This is a genomic window from Frankia umida (genome assembly GCF_023242945.1).
In the GTDB taxonomy this organism is placed as follows: domain Bacteria; phylum Actinomycetota; class Actinomycetes; order Frankiales; family Frankiaceae; genus Frankia; species Frankia umida.
Window position 1 is genome coordinate 24,730 of record NZ_JALKFT010000016.1, and the last position, 21,778, is coordinate 46,507.

Consider the following 21,778-nt stretch of genomic DNA (forward strand, 5'->3'; position numbering starts at 1 on the left):
GCGCCGCGGTCGATACCAGGCGGTCGGTGGCAGATCAGTCGCGCTGGTCCAGGGTGGCGCGGGCGAGCCGCAGCAGGGCGGTGTGGATGTCGTCGGCGCTGCCGGTGGCGGGCAGCGGGTGGAACAGGTCGGCTTCGGGCAGGCCCGCGTAGGCGGCGGCGAACGCGGTCAGCCGGTCGAGGTCCTCGCGGTCACGTCCGCGCAGTTCCACCCGTCGCTGCGCCACCGTCACCGGGACCGTCAGCCAGACGACCAGGTCCGGGGTGGGCAGGTGCCGGTAGGCGGCCCGGACCCACCGTTCACCCCGCGCCGCGGCGCCCACGGCGGCGGGACGCTCGCGCAGGCGCATGGTGGCGTACTGGCAGTAGCTGTAACGGTCCATGACGGCGACCTCGCCGCGCAACCACGACAGGCCGAGCCCGATCGTGATCGCCGTGGCGCGGATCGTCGCCTCGACGGCGAGGTGACCGCGCGCGCCGAGCAGGTCCGGGCCGTCACGGCGGCCCAGGCGGCGGGCGAGCGGGTCCAGCAGTGGCCGTCCGCCGCCGTTCTCGTGGTAGCGGGCGGGCCGTCCGGCGGCGGACAGCGCCGCGGCCAGGCGCCGCGCCTGGGTGGTCTTGCCGGCACCGTCCACCCCGACCAGCGCGATGATCGGCATCCGGCGGCGTCGTGGCCCGCGCATCCGGTCAGGCGGGAGACGGCGCCGGGGCCGGCTCGTCGGGGAACAGGTCCCACAGGGCGGTGGTGCGGTCGGCCGACGCGGTGGCCAGCAGGCGGCTGTCGGGGGCGAAGGCGACGGCGTGCACGGCGCCGTGGTGCGCGGCCAGGCGCAACGGCGGGCCGGGACTGTCCGGGTCGGTGAGGATGCGCACGGTGACCGTGCGGTCGGCGGAGGCGGTGGCCAGCAGATGCCCGTCGGGGCTGAACGCGACGGCGTGCACGGCACGGCGATGCTCGCCGAAGGCGGCGATCTGCCGTTCACGGCTGGGTTCGGCCACCGAGTACAGGCGCACGACACGGTCGCGTCCGGCGACGGCGAGGGTGTCACCGTCGGGGCTGAACGCGACGGTGTGCAGGGGGCCGCGGGCACCGGTGAGGGTGACCGTGGCGGCGGGGTGGGTGGGGTCGGCCAGGTCCCACAGGGTGACGGTGCGGTCCTCGGCGGCGGTGGCCAGCAGCGTGCCATCAGGGCTGAACGCGACGGCGCGCACCGGGGCGCGGTGCCCGGCGAGGATCGCCGCCCGGGTCGGGACGTCCGGGTCGGCGAGGTCCCACAGCAGGACCGCCCGGTCGTCGCCGGCGGTCGCCAGCAGGGTTGCACCGGGACTGAAGTCCAGGTCGTGGATGTGGCCCCGGTGACCGGTCAGGGTCAGCAGCGGCTGTGGCCGGGCGGCCGTGAGCCGCCACAGCACGGTGGTGCCGGCGTCACCGGCGGCGGCCAGGGTGTGACCGTCGGGGCTGAAGGTGACCACCCGCGCCCATTCCTGGTTGATCCGCCGGCCGTAGCCGACGGTCGCGGCCAGCCGCGGCGGGTCGGGGAACGGCAGCTGCCACAGGTGCACGCAGGTGTCGGTGCCGGCGGTGACGACCAGCGGTGCGGCCGGACTGAACGTGACCGCGAGGGGATGTCCCCGTTCCTGGCGCAGGGTCGCCACCAGCTGCGGCGTTCCCAGTACCACGGGTGTTCGCCGCGGCGGTGGTGGTGCGGGCCGGTCCGGGAACCCGCGGTGGGGCTGGTGCGCGCGGGTGGCCGCCGGGGCGGCAGGTGCCTCGACGTCGGTGCCGGCGGCGGGGGTTGCGCTGGCGGCGGCGGGGTCGCGCTCGGTGTCGGCGACGGGGTGGGTGTCGGCCTGGGTGGTGCTGGGAGACGGTGGCAGTGGCGGGGGGACCAGGTCGGCGGCCGGGTGCGCGGCGATGGTGGTGATCTGACGCAGCAGCCAGTCGCGGGCGGTCGTCGCGTCCAGGCCGAACAGGTCGAAGGCGAGCAGGCCGGCGTACGGCGCGGGACGTGGCTGGTCCGCCAGGCGGACCAGCAGTACCTGGCGGGCAGGCCAGGGTCCCAGGCCCGTGGCCGCGTCGAGCGCCCGCGGGTCGGCTGGGGCGTCGGCGGGCGGCGCCTGCCCGCCGACAGGCGAGGTGACCTGTCGCTGATAGGCGGCGGACCACAGCACCAGCAGCAGCCCGCCCGGCGGCCGCGTGCCGGGGGTGGCCGCTACCGGGGCGGCGGTCGTGACGCGGTAGCCGGCGTCGGCCAGATGCCAGGACAGCCACCGCGCCCAGGCCACGTCGGCGTCCGCGTGGGTCACCACCACATCCCAGACCAGGGCGGCCTCGGTGCGAGACGGCGGGCCCTCGTCGGCGGCGGCCGGGCCCGGGCCGCCGGCTACGTCGTTACTGCGCACACGTAGCAGCCTGCCACGGCCCGCACGATCACGAAAAATGACCATGACAGGTGCACCCGGCACCCCGCGCGTTGCCGGGCCGGGCACTGCCGGGCCCGGCAGAGGACGGCGGCCGATGCCCGGGGCGACGCGCTGTCGGGGTGCCGGTGAACACGGGGTGGCTCAGCCGCCCCGGACCGAGGTGGGGTCAGCGGGCGGGACCGGCCGCTGACCGGCACGCGCGGGGGACGGGCGGTTGCGCGGCGACAGGGGCGCCACCGCGGGCAGCCGCGGACGTTCCTTGCGTCGCGGCGCCGGTTCGAGACTCACCTCGAGTGCGGCGGGGGCTTCCACCCTGACAGGGGCCTCGGCGCCGGCGGTTTTGTCCTCGAGGGTGCGTGGCGTGGCCAGCGCCCTGCGATGTTCACCGCGGTGGTCGTGAATGTAGGGGCGCAGAACCGGGAGGGCTTCGGGTGGGAACCCCTCCAGCCCATCGTCGATGACGCGGAGTTCCTCATCGCACATCGTGACCATGGCGACGAGCGCTGGCATGCGACGCACCGTCGCGTCGAGCTTCGTCATGACGTCCCGGCACGGGTTGAACAGATGGTGGCGATCCAGCGCCTCGAGCAGGGACGCGGCGTGATCCAGGATCTCCTGTTCGGTCAGTGCCGCTCCCCGGTCGTCGCGGGCCCTCCACATCCGCACGCGGGCCTCGGCCGCACGTCGCCGGACGGTTTCCCGCATGCTTTCCATGTTATCGCTCGGGGTGCGGTAGGAGCAGTCGCGGGATTGTGGATAGGCGCGAAGATAATAGGTGGCGCACTCGGCCAGGAGTTCCTCCTGGGATTCGGGTGGGAACCCGAGCCGGATGTGGGCCTCGAGAAGGGACCAGCGCAGGCCTTCACTGCCGGTGCCGTCCTGGAAGAAACGGCCTATCTTACGCTCCAGGTTACGCCGATCCCGCCCCTGGGCGTCCGGTGCGATCCGATGCGCGACCTTACTCAGCGGTACGGGCCGCTTCAGATGCATCCTGTAGCGGAACCGTAGCAGGGCTGCCACGTGCGGATCGGCATGATCGCGTGGAGCGCCCTGCGTTCTACCTGACATCCATCCACCACTCTCCGTGAGTTCGGTGTCTCTGGTGCTGCGGCGATCCAGCCCCCCCGGGGGCACGGATCGCCGCGTGGAACACACCGTACAAGGCGGTCCGGGTACCGATGATGCGACAGTGGCCGTCGCATTGTTGGACGGTTCATCCGACGCCCCTCGTTTGCGACACTTTGACGCTCATTCGCGGACCCCGGTAGAAGACATCGCACCGGGTCTTTCGTCCCGGCGGTGGAGTCGGTCGGCCAACGCGCCTACACCGTTCGCCGACAGTCCCAACAATGCGACAACGCCGTCCCTCTGAGCTTCTGGAGTAATAGGTGACCCGACGTCGACGTTCACCGTCGCCTGCGGGCCAGGCCCCGCCCTGGCCCGGTCCGAAGCCGCGGGAGTCCGTCCGCGCCCGGCCCGCGGGGCGGCCTGCGACCGGCCCCCGCCGTCGCGCCGGCCGCAGCGGACCGCCCCGGCGGCCCGCGGACGGTGATCCGCGCCGCTACCAGCGCCAGCGCCAGCGGGTGCGGGTGCGGGTGATCGGACTGCTGGGTGTGGTCACCGCGGTGGGACTGGTCCTTGCCGGCACCGGGATCACCGATCCCGCGGTGACGGTCGGCCAGGCGTGGGGGGCGGCTCTCGGGGTCACCCTAGGCCGGGTCGGCGCCGTGCCCCGCGGTGGACGCCGATCGGGCCGGCGCCGGCCCCGTGGTCGCCGTGACCAGCCTGACCCGCGACGCGGGGCACAGACGACACCGGTAGGACGTGGTTACAGGCCGACGCGGCCCGAGGGGTTGTCCCGGTCGAACAGCCGGCCGGGGCGGACGTAGGCGTCCAGGCTGGCGGCGGAACGCCACCGTCCCTGGCGCATGATCGACCGGTCGTTGACGCCGGCGCGGGCGGCGGCGGTGGCGAACCCGGACCGCAGCGAATGTCCGGCGAAGTCGGTGGCGTCCAGGCCGGCGGCGGCCACCCGGCGTTGCACGATGCGGGCGACCGAACCGGGGTGCAGCCGGGTGGCGCCGATGCGGCCGTGCCGGTTGATACCGCGAAACGCCGGCCCGTCGGTGAGCGCCGCCAGCCGGGCCCAGGCCGCCCAGGCGCGGACCGGGCAGGTGGCGCGGTGCGAACCGTAGGTGATGCCGACCAGCGCGCCAGCGCCGTCCTGGTCGGTCTTGGACCGTCGGACGTCGACGATCAGACCGTCGGGGGTCTCGTCGAGGTCGGTGACGTCGAGGCCGACGAGTTCCGCGCGGCGCAGGCAGCCGGCGAACCCGACCAGCAGCAGCGCCCGGTCCCGCACGTCGGCGGGATCGTCGTCGCCGCAGGTGGCCACGACCCGGGCGAGCAGATCGGTGTCGAGGGCGGTCTTGCGGGTCGGACGCATCCCGTGGGTGCGTCGGATGCCGTCCCACACGGCGCTGACCTGCGGTGCGCCGGTGGGGCTGGGGGCGCCGGCGAGCTGGTGGCCCACCGAGATCGCCGCCAGACGCCGGCGGATCGTCGACGGTTTGTAGCCGCCGTCGGCGAGCGCGACCAGGTAGGCGGCCACCGTCGAGGGCTGCGCCGGGACCGCGACCAGCGCCACCGGCTGCTGCGCGCACCAGGCGTGGAAGTGGCGCAGGTCCGCGTCGTAGGCACGCCATGTCGAGGCGGCCCGTGAGGCCCGGGCGTAGTCCCCGACCCGTTCGGCCCGCACCGGTGCCAGCATCGGCGTGGACGGCCCGCGACGCCCCCGCACCGCCCCGACCGCGCCCAGCACCGCCACCTGCGTCGCGGCGTCCGACGACCCGTTCCCGGCGGAGGGCCCAACCTGGTCGGAGGGCCCAACCTGGTCGGACGGCCCAACCTGGTCGGCGGACGCACGTCCGGCAGCGGAGGGGGGGCGCTCGGGGGGCGGCGGGCTGCTGCTCATCGCCCTCATTGTGACCTGCCGGGAACCGTCGCCGACGGGCCCTCACGGTGACGGCGGGTGAGCGCGTACGCGCCGCCACCGGCGGCGAGCATCCCCAGACCCGCCACGACGGCACCCGGCGGCAGGGTGCACGCCAACGTCAGGCAACCGACCAGGCCGCACACGGGCACCCAGCGCGGCGGACGGCCCTCCTCGGGGCGCAGCGTCCACGCCGACGCGTTCGCCACCGCGTAGTAGACGAGCACCCCGAACGAGGAGAATCCGATCGCGCCCCGCAGGTCCAGGAACCCGGCCGCGACGGCCACGACCGCACCGACCGTCAGCTGCGCGTGGTGGGGCACCGCGGTCCGGGTCGACACGACGGCGAGGGTCCGGGGCAGATACCGGTCGCGGGCCATCGCCAGCGTGGTGCGCGACACCCCGAGCAGCAGCGCCAGCAACGATCCGCTCGCGGCCACCACCGCCCCCACCCGCACCAGCGGCGCCACAGCGCCCGCCCCGGCGGTGCGCACCGCGTCGACCAGCGGCGCACCGGAGCCACCCAGGGCCGCCGGGCCGAGCACACCCAGCACGGCCACGGCCACCCCCAGGTAGACGACGAGGGTGATCGCGAGGGCGACCAGCATCGCGCGGGGGATCGTGCGCGCCGGATCCCGCACCTCCTCACCCAGGGTGGCCAGCCGCGCGTAACCGGCGAAGGCGAAGAACAGCAGCCCCGCCGCCCGCAGCACACCGCCGGCGCTGGGCGTCGCCGCGTCCGGCGCCGCCCGAAGGCGCAGATGCGCGGGCTGGAACGTCGCGCTGGTCAGGCAGACGACGACCACGACCGCCAGCACGACCAGCGCGATCCCGACCAGGACCCGGCCCAGGGCCACCCCGCGGTGGGCCCCGGCGACATCCGCGCCGGTGAGCAGCACGACCGCGGCGACCGCGATCAGATGGGGATGCGCCGGCCACGCGTAGCCGCCGACACCCAGGGCCATCGCCGCGCACGACGCTGTCTTGCCGACGACGAACGCGACCCCGGCCAGATAGCCCCACAGGTCACCCAGACGTGCCCGCCCGTAGACGTAGGTCCCACCGGAGCTGGGATAGCGGGCCGCCAGGCGCGCGCTGGACGTCGCGTTGCAGTAGGCGACGACCGCGGCGACACCGAGGGCCGGCAGCAGTCCCGCGCCGGCCACCCGCGCCGCCGGCGCGAACACGGTGAACACCCCGGCGCCGATCATCGCGGCCAGACCGACGACCATCGCGTCCGCCGGTCCAAGCCGCCGCGTCAGCCGCCCCGGCCCCCCATCCGGCCCCAGCTCCCGGCCCGACCCCAACTCCCGGCCCGGACCCGCTTCCCGGCCCGGCTCCGGCCTGGGCCTGGACCTGGGCGTCCTGGTCGGTTTCGGTGTCGGCTCTGTCGGCTCTGGCTGCGCGCAGGTGTCCACCCGGGTGGGGTCAGGCGTCGTGGAGGGTCATGTGGTGGCGGGTGGCCAGCACCGGCAGGTCGGGCAGGCCGAACTCGGTGGTGAGCGCGTCGAACAGGTCGATCTTGTGCGTGCCGAAGCGGCGCAGCGACCGCCGGTAGGCCTCAGCGGTCAGAAAGCTGCCCGGGCGGCTTTTGGAGTGGAACTTGTCGGCGTACATGACCAGGCGTTCCTCGACGGTCTCGGCGAGGTAGTCGGCGGCGGGGACGGGCAGCCCGCCGGCCTCGATCTCCGCACGGGTCAACCCGACCCCGGTGTGGCAGGACGCGAACCGGCACACCGTGCGGGGCAGCCCCTCGGCGGCGAGCAGCTCATGGCCGAGCACCCCGTGGCGCAGGTACTGGGCGTGGTCGAGCCGGCCGGTGTCGTCGTAGAGCCGGTAGACGCCGATGTCGTGCAGCAGCGCGCCGGTGCGTACCAGGGTGACGTCGGCTTCGGGGGCGGCGCCGGCGGCCAGCAGGCTGGCGGCCACATCCCACACGATCCGACAGTGGGAGTGCACCTCGGTGAACGCGGCGGACGTCGGGGCGTACCGGCGGTGCAGCTCCTCGGCCCCCTGGTCGGTGGCCGCCCCCGCGGCTCCCGCCGCCGTTGCCGTCCCCGCCGTCGGGGAGCCGGCTGGTCCGGTGCTGGCGCCCCGCGCTGTCAGGCTCATGGCCCGACGGTAGCGGTCCCGTCCGAGCCGCGGGGCCCCTCCACCCGAACGAACCGGACGCGCGTCCCCGAATCGTGGCCGGTTGGCCCGACCATGACCGTGCCCAGCCGCCGCACATCCCGGCCCGGCCAGCGGGAGGGCACGGTCGGCTCAGCGCACGGGCTGACGTGCGTGGGGCCGGGAACGGGACGGCCGGGCAGCGGCGCCCCCACCGACACCCGCACCAGCGGCAGCCGCCGCGGGGACGGTCTCGACCTCGGCGTGGGACCGGGCGCGGGTGCGGGGGCGGCGGGCCCAGGCGGTGTCCAGCGCGCGGGTGAACAGGGCGCTGCCGCGGGCCCCGGACACGACGATGCTCCGGTCGATCAGCACATACGGGACGCCGGTGATCCGCAGGTCGTGGGCGGCCCGCTGGTCGGTGAAGACCCGTTCGGTGTAGGCGTCGCCGGCCAGGACACGGCGCGCGTCGGTGGGATCGAGGCCGGCGGCGGTGGCGACGTCGACGGCCACCGCGTGGTCGAAGATGTCACGGCCCGCGCCGAAATGCGCCTGGTGCAGGGCGTCGAGGGTGGGGGCCGCCCGGCCGACCTCGGTGGCCAGGTGCAGCAGACGGTGCAGGTCGAAGGTGCTGCCGTGATGCCGGTCGGCGCGGTAGGGAAGTCCCTCGTCGCGGGCGGCGGCGGCGACCCGCTGTTCGCCGCGGGCGATCTCCTCGGCGGACAGGTCCCGCAAGCGGCGTCCGGGCGCGCCGGGACGCGGCTCGCTGCGGCCGCGGGCCAGGCCCGGGTTCAGCTCGTAGGAGTGCCAGCGCACCGTCAGCTCGTCCTGGTGGGTGAAGCCGGTCAGTGCCCGGCGTAGCCGGGACCAGCCGACATAGCACCACGGGCAGACGAGGTCACTCCAGATGTCCACGCGCACGGCGGATCACCATCCTGTTCGTCACCGCATCTGAGGCCGCGACTTTCCGGCGGCGCCGAACCCACCACCAGCGCTGTCCGCCGCGGTGGCCGGCCGGACCCCGATGCGGGGCGGCGCGTCCCGGGGCGGGACGTGGCGGCGTGCGGCGTGCGGTGTGCGACAGACGCGGTGGCGGCCGGTGTCGCCGCCGTTAGCGAGTGAACACCTCGGACGTGCGCTCGGGGCCCGCGGTGGATGAGCGACCGCGCACACCCACGTCCCGCCGTGCGGCCGCAGAGGTGATCGTCGGCGGCCACAGGTGCGCGGGCCCTCCGGCCAGGCGAACGAAACCGCAGCTCACCGCCCCTGCGGGGACCTGCGGTCGACGCGGACGGCACGGTCGTGGGACGGGAAGGCGCCACCCGGGTGGCGCGGCGAAACACACCACGCCGAGGACCACCACCGGTCACCCCTTGGGCCGCCCGCCCCGTGGCAGCCACGGTGGCGACGGCCCGACGACGGCCAGGAGAGCGTCCAGGCGAGGGCCAGGAGACGGACAGCGAGGCTCAGGAGACGGACAGGTGTGCGGGCGATCGGGCCCCGCGCCGCGGTCCGGCGGAGGTCAGGCGGAGGGGGTGCTTCCGTTCGGCGAGACCGCCGCGGCGGACGGCGCGGCGACGGTGGTCGCCACCGGTGCGGCCGGGGCCGGCGCGACGATCACCGGGGCCGCGGCAGGAGAGGCGGCGGCGGGCGCTGCCACGACAGGAGCTGCCACGACGGGAGCCGGGGGCGAGGTCCGGGCCGGCGCGGCGGAGGCGGTGTCGGCGGGGTGGTCGTCGTCGTGCAGACCCTTCACCTCGGACTTGAAGATCCGCAGCGAACGACCGAAGGACCGGGCGGCGTCGGGGAGCCGCTTGGCACCGAAGAGCACCATGACCACCGCGACGATGATGAGCAGTTCGGGAACGCCGATGTCTGCCACGACAACCAACCTTCTGCCAGGGTCGGGATGTGACCGGACCGGCCGCCCCGCGACCCGTGGAGGACGGCCCTTCACAGCATGGTACGACCGTGCCGTGTCGGCCCGTCAGGGCTTGTGGGCGACCAGGCCGTACATGCTGACCTGGGCGTCGGTGGCGATCCGGTCGGGGTCGCCCTCGGGACGCCACCGGTGCGGCGCGACCAGGCTCGGGTCGATGATCGTGGTGATGGCGGATCACGACCACCCTGACAGGTTCACCAGGTCGAAGGCTGTCGGCACGGGCCCCGCGACCGGTGTGACTCGCTGACTGGACGCGGCCCGAGCCCGGAAGGTGCCGCGGGCGGGCGGTAGCGTCCGGGGCGCGGATGCCCGGCTTCGGCGCGCCGCGGCCAGCGCCCAGGAAGGACGGTCGTGACGGAGCAGCAGTTGACGACGCCGGAGCCGGCACCGACACCGGAGGCCCATCCTGGGCAGGGGCGCGACGCGGCTCGGCTGGCGCTGGTCGTCGGCGCGCTCGGTGTGGTGTTCGGGGACATCGGGACCAGCCCGATCTACACCCTTCAGACGGTGTTCAACCCGGACGACCCGCATCCCGTCCCGGTCAGCACGGACAACGTGTTCGGTGTGGTGTCCCTGGTGTTCTGGTCCGTCACGATCATCGTCACGGTCACCTATGTGCTGCTGGCCATGCGTGCCGACAACGAAGGCGAGGGCGGCATCATGGCCCTGATCACCCTGCTGCGGCGGGTGGGGACAGGAGGGGGTGGCCGGACCGCCGCCGTCCTGGCGGGGCTGGGCATCTTCGGGGCGGCACTCTTCTTCGGCGACAGCATGATCACACCGGCGATCTCCGTGCTGTCCGCGGTCGAGGGCATCAGGATCGTGGAGCCGTCGCTCGAAGAGCTGGTCGTGCCGGCCACCGCGGTGATCATCGTGCTGCTGTTTCTCGCGCAGCGGTTGGGCACCGCCACGGTCGGCAGGATGTTCGGGCCCGTGATGATCGTGTGGTTCGTGACCATCGGCGCGCTCGGGATGGTCGGCATCGTCGGGCACCCGACCATCCTCGAGGCGTTGTCGCCGACCTACGCCGCGAGTTTCCTGGTGCACCATTTCGGCACCGCGTTCTTCGCCCTGGCCGCGGTCGTGCTCGCCGTCACCGGAGCCGAGGCGCTGTACGCCGACATGGGGCACTTCGGCCGACCGGCGATCAGCCGCGCCTGGCTGCTTCTGGTGTTCCCCGCGTGCGTGCTCAGCTACCTCGGCCAGGGGGCGCTGATCCTCGGCGACCCGGACACCATCAGCGGCCCGTTCTTCCTGCTCGCCCCGGGCTGGGCACGGCTGCCACTCGTCCTGCTGGCCACCGCCGCGACCGTGATCGCCTCCCAGGCCGTGATCACCGGGGCGTACTCGGTCGCGGCCCAGGCCGCCGAGCTCGGCTATCTGCCTCGGCTGCGGGTCGCCCACACCTCGGAGTCCACGATCGGGCAGATCTACGTCCCGTGGATCAACTGGCTGCTGATGGTCTCGGTACTCACGCTCGTCTTCGCGTTCCGTAGCTCGGCGGCCCTGGCGTTCGCGTTCGGCATGGCGGTGACGGGGACGATCACCATCACCACCCTGCTGTTCGTCTACATCGCCCGGCGGACGTGGCACACGCCGCGGTGGCTGCTAGGCCTGGGCGCGAGCGTCCTGTTGGTGGTCGACCTGCTGTTCCTCGCGGCCAACCTGACCAAACTCGTCCACGGCGCGTGGCTTCCGCTCCTTATCGCGCTGACGGCGTTCACCGTCATGACCACCTGGCAGCGAGGCCGACGGATCGTCACCGCGCAGCGCGAACAGAGCGAGGGGTCGCTGCACGACTTCGTCGAGCAGCTACGCGTGAACGCGCCGTCCACCGCCCGGGTGCCGGGCGCGGCCGTGTTCCTCAACCGCAGTAAGCAGACCGCGCCGCTGGCACTACGGGCGAACGTCGAGCACAACCATGTGCGCCACGACCTGGTCCTGATCGTGTCGGTCCAGACCCTGCCGGTACCTCGCGTGCCGGCGAACGAGCGGATCGCCGTCGACGATCTGGGCTACACCGACGACGGCATCAGCCACATCACCGCACGGTTCGGCTACATGGAGACGCCCAACGTGCTCGGCGCCCTCAGAACGATCGACCCGGCCACCGTCGAAGGACGGCAGCTGAACCTGGACCAGGCGTCCTACTTCCTGTCCACAATCGAGCTTCGAAGTGGGAAGGCGCCGACCATGGCCCGCTGGCGCAAACGCCTGTTCATCGCGACCTCCTACATCACCGCTGACGCCGCCGAACACTTCGGCCTCCCCCGAGACCGCACCGTCATCATGGGCTCACACATCGAGCTGTAACGGGCGGCAACGAGGTGGGGTCCGCACCAGCCACCTCCGCACAACACCCGTCTCTGTCGTTTCGCCGCTGCCCCCGACCAGGACCCGGCTACCGGAGCACAGCGGCTTTCCGCCGTCCGCCACCCCGGATGCGGGATCATGACGATGCCGTCGCCACCGAACCGGCGCGGCGGGACCACGGGAGGCGCTCTGGACGGCGGTGACGGCGGTGTCAGCGGTGTCGGCGGCGACAAGGGGCTCGGCGGCCTCGAGGCTCTCGGGGCGGTGCGGATCGCCGCGCTGGTGCGGGAGGGGATCTGGTCGGCGTGGGAGGTGACCGGCGACGCCCTGGCGCGCATCCGGGTGGCCGACGAGGAGCTGCGGGCGTTTCGCGAGCTGTGGCCCAGGGCTGCCCGGGCGGCGGCCCTGGAGGTGGACCGTCGGCTGCGTGCCGGGCAGTACCTGCCGCTCGCCGGTGTGCCGCTGGGCGTCAAGGCCAGTGAGGGACGCGACGCCGAGCAGACCCGGCGGCTGGTCGCGGCGGGATGTGTGCCGGTGGGGGCCACGGCGGTGCCGGGGCCGGGAACCGCCTGGCAGACCTGGGGGCACACCGACCGCGGCCCCACCCGCAACCCGCATGATCCGACGTGGAGCCCGGGGGGTTCGTCGGCCGGATCCGCGGCGGCGGTGGCCGCCGGTCTCGTCCCGCTGGCCACCGGCAGCGACGGTGCCGGTTCGGTGCGTATCCCGGCCGCCTGGTGCGCGGTGCTGGGCCTCAAACTCACCACCGGACGGCTTCCCGCCCGCGACCGCGCCGGTCTGACCGCCCCCGGCGCGCTGGCCCGCCACCCCGCCGACCTCGCCGCCTACCTCGACGCCCTCCGTGTCTTCCCGCCCGACCGCTCCCCGCCCGGCCTCTCCCCGCCTGGCCTGTCCTGGCCCGTCCCGGATGGTGAGGGTGTCGCGCGGGGTGGGCGGCCGCTGCGGGTGGCCTGGTCGTCCACGCTGGGTTTCGCCCGCACGGACGCCCCGATCGCCGCCGCCGCCCGCGCCCACCTCGACCGTCTCGCCGCCGCGGGCGCCCTGGTCACGACCGGCGCCACCGTCGACCTGCCCGATCCGCAGGCCTGCTGGCTGGCCCTGCGCAGGCCCCCCACCCACGCTCCCCCCGGCTGGGATCCGGGCGGGACGCGGGCGGCGTCACAGCGGGCGTTGGCGGTGCTGTTCGCCGACCATGATCTGCTGGCCACCCCGACGACCCCCCACCCCCCGCATGGCCACGCCGGCCCCGGGCCGGCGATGAGCGTCGCGCTGACCTGGGCGTTCAACCTCACCGGTCATCCCGCCCTGAGCCTCCCCGCCGGATGGACCGATGCCGGTCACCCCGTCGGCCTCCAGCTGGTCGCCCGCCCCGGCCACGAGGCCGACCTGCTCACCGTCGCCCAGGCCGGCGAGCACCTCACCGTCCGGGCGAGACCGCCGGCGCGACACGGCTGACCGGCTGGTCGCCTGGGTGACCCGCCGGTCAGCCGCGCGGAACGCCTGTCGCCCAGCGGACGGTGAAGGTCGGGTTTGTGCCGGCCGCGACGGCGGGTACACCGAGATCCATCAAGACGTCGATCATCGTCCCGGCCCCCTCGGTGCGGGTGGTCCGCAGAACTCGGAGGTCCCTGCCATGGTCTGGACTCTCATCACGTGGATCGTGCTCGGTCTGGTCGCCGGCGCGCTGGCCCGGCTGCTCGTGCCGGGGCGGGACCCGATGAGCGTTCCCGCGACGATCCTGCTCGGCGTGGTCGGCTCGTTCGTCGGCGGATTCCTCGGCTACGTCCTGTTCGACAAGGATCTCGGTGAGGGCGCGCTGCAGCCCTCCGGCATCATCGGCTCGATCCTGGGTGCCATCGTCGTCGTGCTGATCTGGCGTGCCGTCGGTGGCCGCGACCGCGCCCTGCGCCGCTGACCGGCGACCCCCGCCCGCCGGCGGCCCCGGCCAGCGCCCCGCCCAATGTCAGGACGAGGTAGGTCAGCCGACACCGCGACGGGGTCAGCCGAGAGGGACGCGGGCGTAGGTGATGTCGTGGCCCTGGTCGTCGCTCATGTACAGCGCGACCTGGGAGTCGGGGACGGTGTCCGGGACGTTCTCCACGGTGTCGAGCAGCGTGTAGGTGCTCGCGCCGGCGGGAATCTGTTTGCCGCCCGGGTCTGTCTGCGAGTCGACCTGATGGACGCTCATCGCGCACTGGTCGTCGCCGCCGCCCGCGAGGCTGCTAAACGGAGAGTCGCATCCGCCGGATGCGTCGCTCACCAGGGTCCGTGCCACGTCGATCTCATCGATGCCTCCCCCGCCGGTCACGACAGGCAGGGGAGCGGGACGGTCGGTCTGGACGTTGGACACCTCGGCGAGGAACAACAGCTTGTGGTAGCCGGGCGGCGCGCTGTCGCCGACGACGGTGACCGTGTGGACCATGACCGCCCGGACACGGTAGGAGAAGCCTCGGCGGGTGAACGTGGCCCACGAGGCGTTCTCCAGCCTCCGGCTGGCCGTTTCCTGGACCGTGGTGTCGGCGAGGTCTCCGACGATCGGGCCCGTGCCGACCGGCGTCCGGCTCGAGGGTGCGGTCGTGGTGGGGCCGGAAGGAAGCACGGGTTGAGGCTGCGCGGAGGTGGATGTCGACCGCCGAGAGGTCGTCACCGACGCGGCCGGGTCCTTCGACCCGCGGGTGGAGAGTACGACCGCAACGATGACCGCCACCGCGAGCACCACGGCGCCGGCAGCGATCAGCAGGGCGAGTGGCTGGCGCCGAGCGTTCGCGGTCTCCGCGGCGCGGATCAGGTTGTCCACTCCGTACCCCGTGACGAGAACCGCCACAGGCGGTGGCGGGGCGTCGGCCAGCAACGCGCGCAGGGAGTGCAGGCCTCCCGCCCGGTCGGTACGCAGTTGGGCCAGCACGGCGCGTCCTTGCCAGCTGCTGTCCAGTGCGTCCCGCAGCGCCGTCCACAACTGCCCAGCGTCAGGAGCGGCGGCCACGCTATCCATTACCTGCCCGCCTGTCATGGAGTGGAGTCATTCGGGTAGTTTTACCACTCACTGTTTGCAGCTGTACCTCTTCCGTCGCACTGAAGACGATCCTTGAGCGCAGCCCGTCACTCGCCGTGACCGCGGCCCACGTCGCCGCCTTCGCCGAGATGCTCGTCGAATGCCACGGCGACCGCCTCGACGCCTGGATCAGCGCCGTCGAGAGCGCCAGATCCAGGGGAAACGCTCATAGCCGGTGTTCTCCCGCGCCGATCGTGGCCGTTTCGCGGTGACGGGCGGGGAACATCCCCGGTCGCGAGGGTCGTCCGTGGGCGGGCGATCGTGGTGGTCGGTGGGGCGGGCTCGCACGGACGGTGAGCGTCTGGCGCCCTACTCTTGGATCCCGTGCGGACATTCACGGTGCGGCTGATCTCGGCGCGGGCGGCGGCGCGGGCGAACGCCGCCATGATCACCGCCGGGATGCTGCTGGTACTGACCCTGGCCGGCTGCGGCGGTCACGACGCCGACGATCAGGACGCCCGCGACCGACCGGTGGCCATCACCGAGATCACCCCCACGGCCACGGCGAGCCGTTCCACTCCCACTCCCACCGCGTCGCGTGCGGCGTCGCGTGCGGCGACGGCTGGGGCGTCGACGCGTCCCGGGTCGGCGGCGGGTCTGGTGGGGGCCGGGGCGGCGGCGGGGGGCCGGCCGTACTGCGGGGCGAGCAGGGACGTCGAGGAGATCGTCGTCGAATCGTGGTCGTCGGGGGCGTTCCGGGTGTCGCTGCGCCCGACGGTGGCCTCCCGCAAGGCGCCGCGGACGGCGACGACGCAGGTGCTGTGGTCGGCGATCGGTGCCTGCGTGCCCGGGGTCGGTACCGCCGCGTCCGCCGAGAGCCTGCACCAGCAGCTGGCCTGCCATCAGGCGCTGGCCCAAATCCGTTCCGGCGACGGCTACGCCACCGGTGACACCTACGACCTGGAGAGCTGGCGTCCACCGATGACCCCGAACAGTTTCCCCACCTGGATCTCCACCCGGTGCGGCAACACGCTGGGCACCGACCCGGCCGGCGGCCCGGCCCGGGTCTACCGTCCCGACGGCGTCGCCGCGCGCTACCCCGTCCGCGGCGAGCACGGCTGACCCACCCGGACACCGTGATCCACACACCGTGATCCACAGCGGGTCCGGCGGGGGTGGTGGGGGCGGCGGGACGCTCGACGAAAGTGCGCTCGGGGGTGCCACCCCGACGCTCCCCCACCGCCTCGGAGATCAACAGCCGGTTATGATCCGCCGCCATGAGCGCGACTCCCGACGACGATCGGACCCTGCCGGAGCAGGATCACCCGCAGCGCGATCTGCCGGTCTCCGGGCGGGCGGAGAAGGCCAGCAGACGGCCCGGATGGGACGAGGCCGACCTGACCCGGACCCGTGACGCCTACGACGCGGTCGCCGATCTCTACGCCGACATGTTCGCCGGCCAGCTCCCGCGACGACCCCTCGAACGTGCGATGTTCGCCGCGTTCGCCGAACTCGTCGCCGAGCACACCGCGGCCACGGGTAGCCCCGGGCTGGTCGCCGATGTGGGCTGCGGTCCCGGTCACATCACCGCCCACCTGCACGGTCTGGGGGTGGCCGCGGTCGGCCTCGACCTGTCCTCGGCGATGATCGAACGGGCCCGCCGGGACCATCCGCACCTGTCGTTCGAGGTCGGTCTCATGCATCGGCTCGGTTTCGGCGCGCAGACCCTGTCGGGGATCGTCGCCTGGTTCTCGATGATCCACCTGCCGCCCGGGGCCGTCCCGCAGCTGTTCGCCGAGTTCCGCCGGGTGCTGGCGCCGGGCGGACAGCTGCTGCTGGCGTTCCAGACCACCGAGGTCACCGACACCGAGCCCCAGTCGCACGCCCACCGGGTCGCCCCCTCTCACCGCTGGCCCCCCGACCGTGTCGCCCTGCTGCTGCGCCGGGCCGGTTTCGTCGAGACCGCCCGGCTGCTGCGCGACGCCGACGACCTCGACGCCCTGCCCAGCGCCGTCCTGCTCGCCCGCGCCCGCGCCTGAGCCCCGTCCGAAGAGGAGCCCCGCTCGAACCTGCCCCGTCCGAACCTGCCCCGTCCGAACCTGAGCCTCGCTCAAAGAAAAGCGGCTCTGCGTCCTTCGCCACGCCTCGGCGGGATCGCCCCATCCGGGGCGTCCTCGGTGTCCTCGGCCTTGTGGTTCGAGCGTGGACGCCGCGCCCGGTCGCCGAGGCGCACGTGCCGCCCTGCCGAGGCGGCCTCGGCGAGGCGGACGTGCCGAGGCCGCCTCGCCGAGGCGGATGCGCCGCCATGCCGAGGGTTGTGCGGTGGCATGCCGAGGGTTGTGCGGAAAACGAGGCCCTCGATTCCCGAACAACCCTCGGCATGCGGGCGACCGGCGACCGGCGGGCGAGCCGGCTCGCGGCCACGCCCGGCCGTGACGGACGGGAGCGGACGACGACCCCAGTCGTGACGGACGGGAGTCGATGGCGACGGTCAGCGACGGACGGGAGTCGATGGCGACGGTCAGCGACGGACGGGAGTCGATGGCGACGGTCAGTGGCCGATGATGCGGACTTCCGGGTAGGTGCGGCTCGGGGCGTCCAGGATGGGAGCGGAACGTCCGGTCAGGGCGCGGGTGACGAAGGCCTCGACGTAGACGCGGGTGATCGCCAGGGCGCGGGCGCCGGACAGGGTGGGAGCGACCCCGTCCGGCGGCGCCGGATTCGACGTCGGGCCACCGCCACCGGTACTGCCAGCGCCGGTGCCACTGCCAGCGCCGGTGCCAGCGGCGCTGGCAGTGGCGCTGGGGGGTGGGGGGAGCTGGTCGGCGATGACCGGGTCGTCGGTGAAGCTGAAGTGGTCGGCGCCGTCGACGTCCAGCCACAGGCGGGGGGCGCGCAGCAGCGACCAGGCCTGCGCCCAGGTGGGGTCGTAGTCGTCGGGGCTGGTGCCGGGGGGTGCCTGGCCGCCCGGGCCGGGGGCGGGATGGTCCGGGGTGGCGCCGAGCAGGAGCACCGCGCGTCCGGGCAGGCCGGCGGGGACCAGGGGGGTGGCGGGGTCGGCGAGGGTGCCGTCCATGTCGACGCCGGCGCGGACCCGGGGGTCGTGGGCGAGCAGCGCCACCGCCGCCGCACCGCCGAGGCTGTGGCCGACGGCGGCGATCCGGGTCGCGTCGATGGTCGCCGAGGCGCGCCACGCCGGACGCGGGCCGATCAGACGATCCAGGACGAACGACAGATCGACGGTGCGGGAGCGCACCGCGGCGTCGAAGTCGGACACGTCCCGCAGGCGGTCGCAGGCCACGCAGGTCAGCATCCGGTCGCCGGTGAACAGGGTGCCGACCGACTCGTAGGCGTGGTCGACGGTGGCCGCGACATAGCCGCGGCTGGCGAACTGCTCGGCCAGGCCGGTCAGCGACCGGCGGCCCACCCCCAGCCCCGGGGAGAGCAGCACCAGCGGATGGCGTCCACCGAGGGGACGCACGCCGGTGCGGCTCACGATCGTCGTCGCGGCGATGTCGGTGGCCGACAGGACGCCGTCCAGCCCGAGCGAGGCCAGGTACAACCGGATCTCGGCCGGGTCGGCGTAGCGGGCCGGGCCGCCGCGACCCGCCCCGGGGCTGGCCGGGGTGGCCGCCGGGTAGTAGACGTCGACCATCAGTTCCCGGGGGCGTGTCGGCTCCCACGGGTCGCGGCGCGCGGTGTCCACCAGGTGCAGCGTGTCCCGTCCGACCGCGAACGTTCCCGTCGCAGGCGGCAGCGCCAGCCGGGCCGCGGCCGTCGACGAGGCCGACCTGGCCGACCTGGCCGCCGGAATCCCCGTGGTGGTCGCGGTGGCCGGGACCACCGTGGTGGTCGTGGGCGACGTCGTGCTGGTGGCGGCGGTCGCGCTCGGCCCCACCACCAGCACGGTCGCCGTCGCCACGACCGCCAGCACCGCTGTCATCAACCGATCTCTCACCGTCACGACTATCACCCTAGGTGAATCGTCGCGTACGCAGAGACGAATGCATGGTCCGGCATCCGACATCGCGGCCAGACCGCGACCCACCCCCGACCCCGATGGTGATGTTTGCGGTGATGCGCCGGTGAAGGAGGAAGGAAAGGGTCACAGGGCGGTGATGCTGGTGGGGGCGCGTTCGGCGCGGCTGAGTGCGCGCAGCAGCGCGACCGGCCCGTGGCGGCGGGTGGCGACCCGGGCCAGCAGGGCGATGACCAGGTCGGTCGCGGCCTCGGGCAGCGCCGGGGTGGGCAGGTCGAGACTGACGGCGAGGTCGTCGGCGTGGACGGCCAGTTCGAGGATGCGGGTGGTCAGCAGGTCGTCGACGGTCAGCGGGGGCGCGGACGTGCGCATCGCCACCAGCCGGGTGCCGTCGAGGGTCGCCATCCTCGTCCGGAGCTGGGTGAGGGTGGCGTCGACCTGGGCGGCGAGGGCGGGCGGGCCGTCCGCGGCGGTCTGCTCGCCGATAGTGCGCAGACCGGTGTTGAGGTCACCGTCCAGGGGCGCGCCGACCCACGCCGCCGCCGTGTAGTACTCCACCAGCGAGAGTGCCGGCCCGTCCGGTTCGGCGGCGTCCAGACGCCCCGGTACGGCGAGGACCTGCCAGGCCAGATGCCCCGCCAGCCCGCTGACCTGGAACTGCGCCAACGCGCTGGGTGTCTCCCACCGTCGCGCCAGTACCGGTTCGCGCAGCAGTCCCGCCGCGGCCTGGGCTGTCTGGACGAACACCGGCCCGATCACGCTCACGCTCATACCGCCCATCCTGACCCACGCGCGACCCACTGGACGCCCATCGCCACCGCGCTCTGTCTCCTGGTCGTGCTCTGCTCGCACAGAGCACCGGAACGCGGGATATCGTCCGACCCGATCACCCCAGGCTCGGGACGCGACTCCCGGGACGGGGACGCACCATCAGCCGGGGGGCGCACAGTGGCACGCGGTCAGCAGGGGGCATCGGTCGGGTATCGACTGTGGGGGTGGACGCGCCGCCACCCGATCATTTCCGGAATCGTCGGCGGCTTCTGGCTGCTGATCATCCTGATCGTGTTGACCGCGCCGAAGAAGGACCCGTCGACCGTCGGGGCCTCGGCCGACGCACCCGTGGTGTCGTCGCCGTCGCCCACGGCGTCCGCAGGCTCCCCGTCACCGCAGCCGACGGCGACGTCCGCCACGCCGGCCCCGCCGGTGACCACCGCCGCCGCACCGGTCGCCCCGGCCACCACCCGGGCGGCGGCCGCCGCGGTGCGGCCGGCCGTGACCTCCGCACCACCCGCCCAGGCCGCCGCGGCGCCCCCGGCCCAGCCTCAGCGCAACGTCATCCCCCCGGCCCAGCAGCAGGCACCGCCCGTCCAGCAGGCGCCCGCGGCCCAGCAGCCCGCCGCCCAGGCCCCGCCGCCGGCGCAGGAGAACCCGACCTCGGTGTACTACGCCAACTGCGACGCCGTCCGGGCCGCCGGGGCCGCCCCGCTGTACCAGGGACAACCCGGCTACCGGGCCCCGCTCGACCGCGACCACGACGGCGTCGCCTGCGACACCAGCTGATCCGACACCGCGACACCGACACCGCAGGGCCGGCCCGGGTGAATCGGCGCGGGTGCGTCGCTACCCGCGGCTGCCGGGTGCGTCCGTGGTGTGCGCCGGCGCCCGGCCCCAGGCCAGGACGGTCGCGAACGCAAGATCCGCGAAGTCGGGGTCGGCGAGCTGGGCGAGGGCGGCGTCCAACACGTCGTCGCCGGCCAGTCGCCGCTCGACGATGCGCGTACGCAGCCGGGTCAGGGTCAGCGCCCAGCACAGCGCGGACGCGTTCGCGCCGCCGGTGACGGGCAGATGCACGGTCATCCCCACCTCGGACAGGCCACGGGCACGCAGCGGCGTGGGAAAGGTGCGCGCCCAGGTGGAGTCGGTGCCGATGGTCGCCGCGAGCACCGTGTCGAGGGCGTCCATCGCCCGCCGGAACGCCGGCCGCGCGCAGGAGTCGAGCGGAAACCGCGCGATCGACTCGACGACCAGGGTCCCGCCCGGGCGCAACCAGCTCACCAGACGGTCCAGGACGCGTTCCCGTTCCGGCAGATGTTCCAGGACGAACCGGGCGTGGACGAGGTCGAACGGCCCCTGCTCCGGCGGCGGATCGCTGGTGACGTCATGGCGTAGGACGGTCAGCGGCCCGCGGCCAGGTGTGTGCCGCCGGCGGTCACCCTGGGCGTGCAGGCGGCGTTGTAGGGGGTCGATGTCGAGGTCGGTGGCCACGACGTGGCCGGTGGCACCGACCCGCCCGGCCAGCCAGAGCGCGATCGACCCACCACCGGCTCCCACCTCCAGGGCGTGCCAGCCGGGACCGACCCCGAGATCGTCCAGGACCCTGATGGTCGTGGGATCGCAGACGTCCGCCATCGCGGCCAACCGGGTCTGTTCGGCGTCCTGCGGGCCACCGAGCACTCCGTCGCCGTAACGCAGCCCCCGCGTCGATCCCATGGGAATCATCCTAGGAACCCCGGCCACCTGAATCCGGCGTCCGGTCGTCTCCACGCCCGGTCCTGGGCAGTCACTCGAGGTGGACGGGCAGGTCGTCGGTCTGACCACGGTCGAGGACGCTCAAGAATCACGGCTGATGGTGGCGCACACCTCGCCGAGCCTGGCGAACAGGCTCGGCGTGCGTTCTCGGTCCGATGGTGATCCGCCCCCGTTCCCGATCCGGCGGGTCGCATTCATTGATGCCCGACAATCACACCACATACCAAAAGGAACTAAAGCCACATATTCAAACATAATTTCGATAAACATGTGAAGCTGCTTTTGTTCTGCAAAGCCGTTGTCGCCGACTATCGGGGTCGTTACGATGGGCTCCGCGGAGGTTCGCTCGACTTGTTGGCAGCCGACTTCCGGTCCGGGGGATCCATGTCTTGACGTGCGTGGACCGGCCGGTCCGGGTCGGTTGGCCTCGGGTGAACAGAATTCACGGTACCCGCTGTTCCCGTTAAAGCGTGGCCCG

19 protein-coding genes are annotated in these 21,778 nt (G+C 73.6%); 6 read left to right on the plus strand and 13 right to left on the minus strand.

Annotated features, from left to right (window positions below; translation table 11 throughout):
• Positions 1-34: 34 nt before the first annotated feature.
• The 8 genes from MXD59_RS16210 to tatA form a co-directional block, all read right to left on the minus strand.
• Positions 35-658: a dTMP kinase gene (locus tag MXD59_RS16210; protein ID WP_248825561.1), complete on the minus strand. Its 624-nt coding sequence runs from the start codon at positions 656-658 to the stop codon at positions 35-37.
• A 28-nt stretch (positions 659-686) separates the two neighbouring features.
• Positions 687-2,402 (minus strand): hypothetical protein, encoded by a 1,716-nt coding sequence (locus tag MXD59_RS16215; protein WP_248825562.1) that lies wholly within the window; start codon positions 2,400-2,402, stop codon positions 687-689.
• Positions 2,403-2,564: 162 nt separating this feature from the next.
• Positions 2,565-3,413 (minus strand): hypothetical protein, encoded by an 849-nt coding sequence (locus tag MXD59_RS16220; RefSeq protein ID WP_248825563.1) that lies wholly within the window; start codon positions 3,411-3,413, stop codon positions 2,565-2,567.
• A gap of 838 nt (positions 3,414-4,251) precedes the next feature.
• Entirely contained in the window at positions 4,252-5,193 is a 942-nt protein-coding gene (locus tag MXD59_RS16225; protein ID WP_248825638.1) for a tyrosine-type recombinase/integrase, read from the minus strand.
• Positions 5,194-5,402: 209 nt separating this feature from the next.
• Positions 5,403-6,647, minus strand: a complete 1,245-nt coding sequence (locus MXD59_RS16230) for an APC family permease (protein ID WP_248825564.1) — start codon at positions 6,645-6,647, stop codon at positions 5,403-5,405.
• A 196-nt stretch (positions 6,648-6,843) separates the two neighbouring features.
• The gene (locus tag MXD59_RS16235; protein WP_248825565.1) at positions 6,844-7,527 is read right to left on the minus strand and encodes an HD domain-containing protein; all 684 of its coding nucleotides are present in this window, start codon (positions 7,525-7,527) and stop codon (positions 6,844-6,846) included.
• A gap of 150 nt (positions 7,528-7,677) precedes the next feature.
• Entirely contained in the window at positions 7,678-8,445 is a 768-nt protein-coding gene (locus MXD59_RS16240) for a DsbA family oxidoreductase (RefSeq protein ID WP_248825566.1), read from the minus strand.
• Positions 8,446-9,046: 601 nt separating this feature from the next.
• The gene (tatA, locus tag MXD59_RS16245) at positions 9,047-9,406 is read right to left on the minus strand and encodes a Sec-independent protein translocase subunit TatA (RefSeq protein WP_248825567.1); all 360 of its coding nucleotides are present in this window, start codon (positions 9,404-9,406) and stop codon (positions 9,047-9,049) included.
• 411 nt (positions 9,407-9,817) lie between these two features.
• Here tatA and MXD59_RS16250 point away from each other — a divergent pair, with 411 nt between their 5' ends.
• From MXD59_RS16250 to MXD59_RS16260, 3 genes are all read left to right on the plus strand, one after another.
• Complete coding sequence (locus MXD59_RS16250) at positions 9,818-11,779, plus strand: potassium transporter Kup (RefSeq protein ID WP_248825568.1); 1,962 nt, start codon at positions 9,818-9,820, stop codon at positions 11,777-11,779.
• Positions 11,780-11,923: 144 nt separating this feature from the next.
• The gene (locus MXD59_RS16255) at positions 11,924-13,255 is read left to right on the plus strand and encodes an amidase (RefSeq protein WP_248825569.1); all 1,332 of its coding nucleotides are present in this window, start codon (positions 11,924-11,926) and stop codon (positions 13,253-13,255) included.
• Positions 13,256-13,433: 178 nt separating this feature from the next.
• A complete protein-coding gene (locus MXD59_RS16260) occupies positions 13,434-13,715 on the plus strand; it encodes a GlsB/YeaQ/YmgE family stress response membrane protein (protein WP_248825570.1) in 282 nt (93 codons plus the stop codon).
• 84 nt (positions 13,716-13,799) lie between these two features.
• Here the strand turns inward: MXD59_RS16260 and MXD59_RS16265 are convergent, their stop codons facing one another.
• Both MXD59_RS16265 and MXD59_RS26505 read right to left on the minus strand, forming a co-directional pair.
• A complete protein-coding gene (locus MXD59_RS16265; RefSeq protein WP_248825571.1) occupies positions 13,800-14,783 on the minus strand; it encodes a hypothetical protein in 984 nt (327 codons plus the stop codon).
• Positions 14,784-14,899: 116 nt separating this feature from the next.
• Positions 14,900-15,022, minus strand: coding sequence for a hypothetical protein (locus MXD59_RS26505; protein ID WP_283096998.1), 123 nt, complete (start codon positions 15,020-15,022; stop codon positions 14,900-14,902).
• Between the two features lie 154 nt (positions 15,023-15,176).
• On the opposite strand from MXD59_RS26505, the gene MXD59_RS16270 reads away from it, so the two are divergent.
• Together MXD59_RS16270 and MXD59_RS16275 are read left to right on the plus strand one after the other, a co-directional pair.
• Complete coding sequence (locus MXD59_RS16270; RefSeq protein ID WP_248825572.1) at positions 15,177-15,914, plus strand: DUF2599 domain-containing protein; 738 nt, start codon at positions 15,177-15,179, stop codon at positions 15,912-15,914.
• 155 nt (positions 15,915-16,069) lie between these two features.
• Entirely contained in the window at positions 16,070-16,831 is a 762-nt protein-coding gene (locus MXD59_RS16275; protein ID WP_248825573.1) for a class I SAM-dependent methyltransferase, read from the plus strand.
• A 512-nt stretch (positions 16,832-17,343) separates the two neighbouring features.
• Here MXD59_RS16275 and MXD59_RS16280 read toward each other — a convergent pair.
• Together MXD59_RS16280 and MXD59_RS16285 are read right to left on the minus strand one after the other, a co-directional pair.
• Entirely contained in the window at positions 17,344-18,756 is a 1,413-nt protein-coding gene (locus MXD59_RS16280; protein ID WP_248825574.1) for an alpha/beta hydrolase family protein, read from the minus strand.
• Between the two features lie 141 nt (positions 18,757-18,897).
• Positions 18,898-19,542 (minus strand): maleylpyruvate isomerase N-terminal domain-containing protein, encoded by a 645-nt coding sequence (locus MXD59_RS16285; protein WP_248825575.1) that lies wholly within the window; start codon positions 19,540-19,542, stop codon positions 18,898-18,900.
• A gap of 177 nt (positions 19,543-19,719) precedes the next feature.
• Between MXD59_RS16285 and MXD59_RS16290 the strand changes: the two genes are divergently transcribed.
• Positions 19,720-20,331, plus strand: a complete 612-nt coding sequence (locus MXD59_RS16290) for an excalibur calcium-binding domain-containing protein (RefSeq protein ID WP_248825576.1) — start codon at positions 19,720-19,722, stop codon at positions 20,329-20,331.
• 60 nt (positions 20,332-20,391) lie between these two features.
• Here MXD59_RS16290 and MXD59_RS16295 read toward each other — a convergent pair whose 3' ends face one another.
• On the minus strand, positions 20,392-21,261 hold the full coding sequence (locus tag MXD59_RS16295; RefSeq protein WP_248825577.1) for a class I SAM-dependent methyltransferase: 870 nt from the start codon (positions 21,259-21,261) through the stop codon (positions 20,392-20,394).
• Positions 21,262-21,778 lie beyond the last annotated feature (517 nt).

What these genes read in the sequence shown, in the direction of transcription:
- MXD59_RS16230 (WP_248825564.1), bottom strand. Translation starts at nt 6,647, where the DNA reads ATGGTCGTCGGTCTGGCCGCGATGATCGGCGCCGGGGTGTTCACCGTG.
- MXD59_RS16210 (WP_248825561.1), bottom strand. Translation starts at nt 658, where the DNA reads ATGCCGATCATCGCGCTGGTCGGGGTGGACGGTGCCGGCAAGACCACC.
- MXD59_RS16260 (WP_248825570.1), top strand. Translation starts at nt 13,434, where the DNA reads ATGGTCTGGACTCTCATCACGTGGATCGTGCTCGGTCTGGTCGCCGGC.
- MXD59_RS16225 (WP_248825638.1), bottom strand. Translation starts at nt 5,193, where the DNA reads ATGCTGGCACCGGTGCGGGCCGAACGGGTCGGGGACTACGCCCGGGCC.
- MXD59_RS26505 (WP_283096998.1), bottom strand. Translation starts at nt 15,022, where the DNA reads ATGAGCGTTTCCCCTGGATCTGGCGCTCTCGACGGCGCTGATCCAGGC.
- MXD59_RS16255 (WP_248825569.1), top strand. Translation starts at nt 11,924, where the DNA reads ATGCCGTCGCCACCGAACCGGCGCGGCGGGACCACGGGAGGCGCTCTG.
- MXD59_RS16220 (WP_248825563.1), bottom strand. Translation starts at nt 3,413, where the DNA reads ATGCATCTGAAGCGGCCCGTACCGCTGAGTAAGGTCGCGCATCGGATC.
- MXD59_RS16235 (WP_248825565.1), bottom strand. Translation starts at nt 7,527, where the DNA reads ATGAGCCTGACAGCGCGGGGCGCCAGCACCGGACCAGCCGGCTCCCCG.
- MXD59_RS16275 (WP_248825573.1), top strand. Translation starts at nt 16,070, where the DNA reads ATGAGCGCGACTCCCGACGACGATCGGACCCTGCCGGAGCAGGATCAC.
- MXD59_RS16285 (WP_248825575.1), bottom strand. Translation starts at nt 19,542, where the DNA reads ATGAGCGTGAGCGTGATCGGGCCGGTGTTCGTCCAGACAGCCCAGGCC.
- MXD59_RS16295 (WP_248825577.1), bottom strand. Translation starts at nt 21,261, where the DNA reads ATGGGATCGACGCGGGGGCTGCGTTACGGCGACGGAGTGCTCGGTGGC.